This window comes from Frankia sp. CeRuru1 (assembly GCF_977966315.1).
The window spans coordinates 1-6,647 of the sequence record NZ_CDWWEW010000288.1; the positions used below are offsets into that span (position 1 = coordinate 1).

Here is a 6,647-nt window from a genome sequence, read left to right on the forward strand (position 1 = left end):
CTAGGGCCTGTTCTAAGTCCGGATCACAGTTGGGGTGTTCGTCCTTCGTGTTCGGGTGCTTCGGTGGGTAGCACGGTGGTATGACGCGTGGCGATCTGACCGATGACGAGTGGGAGCTGATCGAGCCGCACCTGCCGCTGGGGGCCTCCGGGCCGATCCCTGACCTGCGTAGCTACGTCAACGCGGTGATGTGGCGGTTCCGGACCGGTAGCCCGTGGCGGGACGTGCCGGAACGGTACGGCTCCTGGTCGACGATCTACGACCGGTTCCGGATGTGGGCGCGCGACGGGGTCTTCCAGACCCTCCTGGACGCGATGATCGCCGAGGCAGCGGCGCGCGACACGGTTGATCTCAGTCTGGTCAGTGTGGACTCCACCGTCGCCCGCGCGCATCACCACGCGGCGGGCATGGCGATCGACCCGGATCTCCTGGGGGACCTGGAAAAGGCCCTGGTCGAGGAAAAGAGGCTTCAGCAACCGGACAAAACGACCCGGTCACCGGGACGGCCGAGGACCCACAGGACACCGAACAGGCACAGCGCCGTACGGAACACCGACGCCACAAGGCTCGGCTGACCGCCGCCGAGCTGGGGCGTTCCCGCGGCGGGCTGACCAGCAAGGTGCACCTGGCGACCGACCGGCGCTGCCGCCCGCTGTCCTTCCTGCTCACCCCGGGCCAGGCCGCGGACAGCCCACGCTTCCTCCCTACCCTGAAGAAGATCAGGGTGCGGGGACGGGTCGGCCGCCCTCGGACCCGGCCGGACGCGGTCGCCGGGGACAAGGCCTACTCCTGTCGCGCCAACCGCGCCTACCTACGCCGACGGAAGATCCGGGCGGTGATCCCGGAGAAGTCCGACCAGCAGGCCAACCGGGCCAGGCGAGGCAGGGCGGGAGGCCGGCCGGTCAGCCACGACACCACGCTTTACAAAGATCGCAACACCGTGGAACGCGGCATCAACAGGATCAAGGAGTGGCGGGGGTTGGCCACCCGCTACGACAAGACACCCGAAAGCTACCTCGCGGGACTCCACCCGCGCGGATCCATCCTCTGGCTACGCGGCCTACCAACATCATGATCTGAACCCAGAACAGGCCCTAGGTGGCCTCGGTGCTTGCGGTGGCGCACCGGGCGTCGCTCGTGCACCGCGACCTCAAACCGGCGAACCTGATGCTGGAGCCGGACGGCACTGTGAAGGTGCTGGACTTCGGGCTCGCCATCGCGCTCGACCGGACCAACCTGTCGAAGATCACGGTGACCGGCCAGCACCTCGGCAGCCCCGCCTACACGGCGCCCGAGCAGGTGCTTGCCGGCCTGAGCACGCCGGCCACCGACATCTACGCGCTGGGTGCCACGCTGTTCGAGATGTTGACCGGTCAGCGGCTGTTCGCCGGTTCGTCGTCCTACACGGTGATGAACAAGCAGGTCGAGGAGGTCCCGGCGCGGGTGCGGTCGCTGCGCGCCGACGTGCCGGGCGGCCTCGACGAGCTGGTCGCCGCGATGCTGCGCAAGGCGCCGGAGGATCGCCCGTGCAGCGTGGAGAAGGTGTACGCGGCGTTGATCGGATCCGTGGTGGGCCTCGGCCCGTTTCCCGGGGCCGTCGACGACGCCGCGGACAACCCGGTACGGCTGTACGCGGCGGTCGCGGCCCGGGTGGTACCGCGCGGGGCGGCCCCGAACACTGCCCCCTCCACCCGGAGATCCACTGCTGAGCCGCCCGGGGAGCCCGATGGCGGGATCAGGCGGTCCGATCTTCGTCGTGCCCGGGACGAGGCTCGGACGTTGGCCCGGGCCTCCCGCTACAGTCAGGCCGCCGGTGTGCTGGCGGCGGCGGTGGACCGGGCTGGTGGTGCCCTCGGCCACGACAGCGCGGACGTGCTCGCGCTCCGTCTCGATCTGGCGGACCACCTGTTCGAGGGCGGCGACTTCCGCCGCGCCGTGGACGGCTACCGCACGCTTCCCGTCGATCTCGTCCACCGGGACGCTCCGGACAGCGAGCGGGTTCTGCGCTGCCGCCTGCGGGAGGCGACCTGCCGGGCCCTGATCGGTGAGACCGGCCAGGCGCTCGAACAGCTTCGTGGGCTGCTGGAGGACGAGATCAGGGTGTTCGGTGCGGACGACGCCCAGGTCTTCGAGCTGCGACGGCAGATCGGGCTGTTGCAGCTCGGCGCCGGCCATCGGGCGTCGGCCGCCGAGACCCTCTCGGCGCTGCTCGCCGATCTGCTCAGGGTCTGGGGGACGGAGTATCCGATGGTGCCTGTCGTCCGGGAGTTGCTGGCCGGTGCCGGCGGTTGATCGACGGCGGAATCGACCGTCATGAGCGTCCCATCCCGTCTGTCGTGGGGTTGTGGTGGGGGGCACGCCGGGGCAGGACGGCACCGTACAGTCGGACGGTGACGAAGCTGGAAAGCCCCGTGGCGTATGATCCCGGTTCCCAGGCTGGTCCCCAGGCCGGTCCCCAGGCATCGCCACCGCTCGGTTCGGGCGCCGCACCGGCGGGTCCGTTCGTCCCGGGCGAATTCGTTCCAGGAGAATTCGTCCCGGGCGAAGTGGTCGTGCACCGGTCGTTCACCACCAAGCGGCTCGTCTTCGTCCGCGCGGGTCACGTGGTCGGCCACGATGAGCGCGGCCTGCGGCTGTGGATCCCGCACGGCTGCCCGATGGCCGTCGAGCTGAGCACGGACGGTCGCGGCCTGCGCGACATGCCGTTCGCCGAATGGATCCGCCAATCCACGGTGCTGGTGGAGAGGGCTTGGCCTGGGCCGAACATCCTTATGATGATCCCGCCGGCGGGCGCGCACTCGGTGTGGTGGTTCTGGGACCGGCAGGGGCGGTTCGCCCGTTGGTACATCAACCTCGAGGCACCTGCCGTGGCCTGGCGCCACGACGGACTCGTCGGGGTGGACACGACCGACCACGACCTCGACCTGTGGGTCTCCCCGGACCGGACCTGGCAGTGGAAGGATGAGCACGAGCTCGCGGAACGGCTCGCGTTTCCCGAGCACTACTGGGTCACCGACGCGGCGGCGGTGCGGGCCGAGGGCGAGCGGCTGCTGCGGCTCGTCGAGACAGGGGCGTTCCCGTTCGACGGCACCTGGTGCGACTTCCAGCCGGACCCGTCCTGGCGCACACCGGCTACCCTGCCGCCCGGCTGGGACCGCCCGCGGGCGCCGGGCACGACCGGAACCGGCCCGCACTGACGGCGATGTCGACGGCCGGTGGTATCGAGGGCCGGCGGTATCGAGGGCCGGCGATGTTAACAGCCGGCTACGTCGAGAAGGCCCACCCTGACCAGCGGGCCACCGTCACGATGATCGCCGGCCCGGCGGGCGGGGTGGCCTGGCACTGGTCATATCGGGCGATGAGCAGTTCGATGGCAGCGGCGTGTCCGGGTTCGCTCGCCCGGACGATGCGGGCCTCGGCGCCGGTCAGCCGCACGGACCCAGCGTACGAACCTAGCGTACGGACTCACCGTAGGGTTCCACCGGATGGATGCGGCCCCAGGGGGCGGGACGCGATGCGCCGTCCATGCGCCAGACTGGTCAGATGTCCGCCACCCTCGTCGCGTCCGGTCTCACCGTCACCCGCGGTGGGGCGACCGTCCTCGACGGCGTCTCCCTCACCGTCGCGCCCGGCGACCGTCTCGGCGTGGTGGGGCCCAACGGCGTCGGCAAGTCGACGTTGTTGCGTGCCCTCGCCGGGCAGGTGGCGCTCGACGCGGGCCGGGTGGATCTCGCGCCGCCGACCGCCAACGTCGGCCTGCTCCCCCAGGAACCCGACCGCGACCCCGGGGAGACCCTGCGGGCCTTCCTTGCCCGTCGCACCGGCGTCGCCGCGGCGCAGGCCGAGCTCGACGCCGCGACCGAGGCGTTGGCCCTGGGCACGTCCGGGGTCCCTAGCACGTCTGGGGCTCCTGGCACGTCTGGGGTCGACGACCGCTACAGCGTCGCCCTGGAGCGGTGGCTGGCGATCGGCGCGGCCGACCTCGACGCCCGCGCCGAGGAGGTGTGCGCCGATCTCGGTCTGCCCGCGGGCGCGCTCGACAGCCCGACGACGGCGTTGTCCGGCGGGCAGGCCGCCCGGGGATCGCTGGCCGGCGTCCTGCTGTCCCGGTTCGACATCACCCTGCTCGACGAGCCCACCAACGACCTCGACTTCGACGGGCTGGAACGGCTCGAGCGGTTCGTCCAAGGCGTGCCCGGGGCGCTGGTCGTCGTCAGCCACGACCGCGAGTTCCTCGACCGCACCATCGACACCGTCGCCGAACTCGATCCGCACCGGCACGGCCTCACCCTCTTCGCCGGCGGATGGACGGCGTACCTGCAGGCCCGCGAGGTCGCGCGGCGTCAGGCCCGGGAGCGGTACGAGGAGTACGCCGGCCAGCGGGCCGATCTCGTTGCCCAGGCGCAACGCCAGCGGGAGCAGGCGGTGCGGGGTTCGGTGCGGGCGAAGCGGCGGATGCCCGACGGTGACCGGGCCGCCAAGGGAGCCCGGATCGAGGCGGCGACGAAGAGCGCGGCCAGGGTCCGGTCCATCGAGTCCCGCCTCGACCGGTTGGCGGAGGTCGAGGAGCCCCGCAAGGAATGGCAGCTGCGCATGTCGATCGCCGCCGCGCCCCGGTCGGGCGATGTCGTCGCGACGTTGACCGGCGCGGTGGTGGCCCGATCGGGCTTCACTCTGGGGCCGGTCGACCTGACGATCGCGTGGGCGGACCGGGTGGTGATCACCGGGCCGAACGGCGGGGGCAAGACGACCATGCTGGGTGCGCTGCTCGGCCGCATCCCCCTGGCCCGGGGGCACCAGGCACTCGGGTCCGGCGTGCGGCTCGGCGAGATCGACCAGGCCCGCGGCCTGTTCCGGGGTGAGGCCACGGCGCTGGCCGTCGCCGAGCGGGCGACCAGCTGGCCGGCGGGCGAGGTGCGCACCCTGTTCGCGAAGTTCGGTCTCGGCCCGGATCAGGTCACTCGGCCGGCGGCGTCCCTGTCGCCGGGAGAACGCACCCGGGCGGGGCTCGCGCTGCTGCAGGCGGTCGGCGTGAACTGCCTGGTGCTCGACGAACCCACCAACCACCTCGACCTTCCGGCGATCGATCAGCTCGAACAGGCGCTGGCCGGCTATGCGGGCACCCTGCTGCTCGTCACCCATGATCGGCGCATGCTCGACACGGTCGCCGTGACCCGCCGGCTGCACGTCGACGGCGGCCTCGTCACCGAGAAGCCCCTCGTCACCGAGAAGCCATTGTGACGGGCCGCTGAGAACGTCAGGAGCCGGTGTTCGGCCAGAATGCCGCATGGGGGAACGGGGAGTCCGTGGTGGTCGCGGAACCGAGCACGACGTTGTTCGGGGTGACGGCGTTGCCCGCGCTCAGCGGTCCTCCGAGGGTGCCCAGATCGGTCAGCCGGCCGCGGTACCAGCGGAACGCGTGGCTGCCTTGACCCGAGGGTGCCGTCCCGCATACCACACCATGATCATTGAGGTCGAGAAGCTCCAGCGGGCCGAGCGGTGAGGTGATCGGGATGCGGCGGCCCGCGATCCACAGGAACCCGCCATCTGACGATCCGAGGCTGCGCACCAGCACCTGACCGAGACTGTTCACGGCGACCGCCTCGCTGTGCAGGTCACTGCCGAGGGTCCCGAGATCGGTCATGCGGCCGCGGTCCCACAGGAACGCGCGGGAATAGCCGTCCGAGGTCTCGCTGGTCCCCACGACCTGCCTGGCGTTGTTCACGTCGGCGACGACGGTCGAGGAACCGCCGAGAGTCCCGAGATCCGACATCGTGCCGGCTGACCAGAGGAACCCGTGGCTGGCGCCCTCCCGGGTGAGGCTGTTACCCGCCACCCTTCCCTGCACCGTGACGGCCACGGCGGAACTCAATGGTCCGCCAAGTGTGCCCAGATCCGTCATCGTGCCGTTTGACCATCGGTAGGCGTGCTGCTCGCCCGTATTGGTGGTGCTGGTCCCCACGATGAATCCGGTGTCGCTGACGTCGACCGCGGTACTGGACTGCCCGCTCTGGGTGGGGGTGCCGCCGAGGAATCCCAGCGACTGATAGACGCCACGTTTCCAGCGGAACGCCTCCCGGCTGTAACGCGTGATGTTCTCGCCGACGACCACGCCGGCCTCGCTCACCGCGGCCGGCCGGCTGTTCCCCGGCAGGCCGTGCACCGTACCGCCGCGGTAGACGAACCCACTGAGCTCGGATGGTGAGGTCTGCCAGTAGCCCGCGAGAAGGCCTGCGGTGTTGCCGCCGGTGAGGAGACCGGAGGCCCCGGTCGGGGATGGAATGTCCACGACGGCGGGTCGGGCGGGCGCAGGTGGGGAGGACGGCGCCGCGGTGGCCGCGTCCGCCGCGGTGGCGGAGCCGAGGTAGCCGAGCGACCAGGGCACGAGGGTCGTGGCCACCGTGGCGGCACGGATGAATGTCCTTCGATCGTTCATCGCGAAATGATCTCCTCTGGCCGGCTGCCACGGTCAGCCGTCGACGGTTATCGGCCGACGTCGGTCGACCGGCTGGAGGAGTTCGTGGAGCCATCACGCAATGCCAACTCTCCGAGGCCGGAGGATTGCAACATGATCTACCGTCGTCAAGCAACGACACGCTGGCGCCGCCGGCGGCTCACCCCCTCGGCTCGGCGGTGGCGGTCGGGTG

The 6,647-nt window shown here is 71.0% G+C and carries 5 protein-coding genes and 1 pseudogene; 4 read left to right on the plus strand and 2 right to left on the minus strand.

Going from position 1 to position 6,647, the window contains the following annotated elements; all coding sequences use genetic code 11:
• Positions 1-80: 80 nt before the first annotated feature.
• From AC08OP_RS18105 to AC08OP_RS18115, 3 genes and pseudogenes are all read left to right on the plus strand, one after another.
• A pseudogene (locus AC08OP_RS18105) lies at positions 81-1,075 on the plus strand (IS5 family transposase).
• A gap of 23 nt (positions 1,076-1,098) precedes the next feature.
• Positions 1,099-2,292: a protein kinase domain-containing protein gene (locus tag AC08OP_RS18110; RefSeq protein WP_476615277.1), complete on the plus strand. Its 1,194-nt coding sequence runs from the start codon at positions 1,099-1,101 to the stop codon at positions 2,290-2,292.
• A 119-nt stretch (positions 2,293-2,411) separates the two neighbouring features.
• A complete protein-coding gene (locus tag AC08OP_RS18115; RefSeq protein ID WP_476615278.1) occupies positions 2,412-3,197 on the plus strand; it encodes a ribonuclease FAU-1 family protein in 786 nt (261 codons plus the stop codon).
• Positions 3,198-3,264: 67 nt separating this feature from the next.
• Here the strand turns inward: AC08OP_RS18115 and AC08OP_RS18120 are convergent, their stop codons facing one another.
• Positions 3,265-3,435, minus strand: a complete 171-nt coding sequence (locus tag AC08OP_RS18120; RefSeq protein ID WP_476615279.1) for a hypothetical protein — start codon at positions 3,433-3,435, stop codon at positions 3,265-3,267.
• Positions 3,436-3,543: 108 nt separating this feature from the next.
• Between AC08OP_RS18120 and AC08OP_RS18125 the strand changes: the two genes are divergently transcribed.
• Positions 3,544-5,241, plus strand: a complete 1,698-nt coding sequence (locus AC08OP_RS18125) for an ABC-F family ATP-binding cassette domain-containing protein (protein ID WP_476615281.1) — start codon at positions 3,544-3,546, stop codon at positions 5,239-5,241.
• A 16-nt stretch (positions 5,242-5,257) separates the two neighbouring features.
• On the opposite strand, the gene AC08OP_RS18130 is transcribed toward AC08OP_RS18125, so the two are convergent.
• Positions 5,258-6,436 (minus strand): HAF repeat-containing protein, encoded by a 1,179-nt coding sequence (locus AC08OP_RS18130; protein WP_476615280.1) that lies wholly within the window; start codon positions 6,434-6,436, stop codon positions 5,258-5,260.
• Between the last annotated feature and the right edge of the window lie 211 nt (positions 6,437-6,647).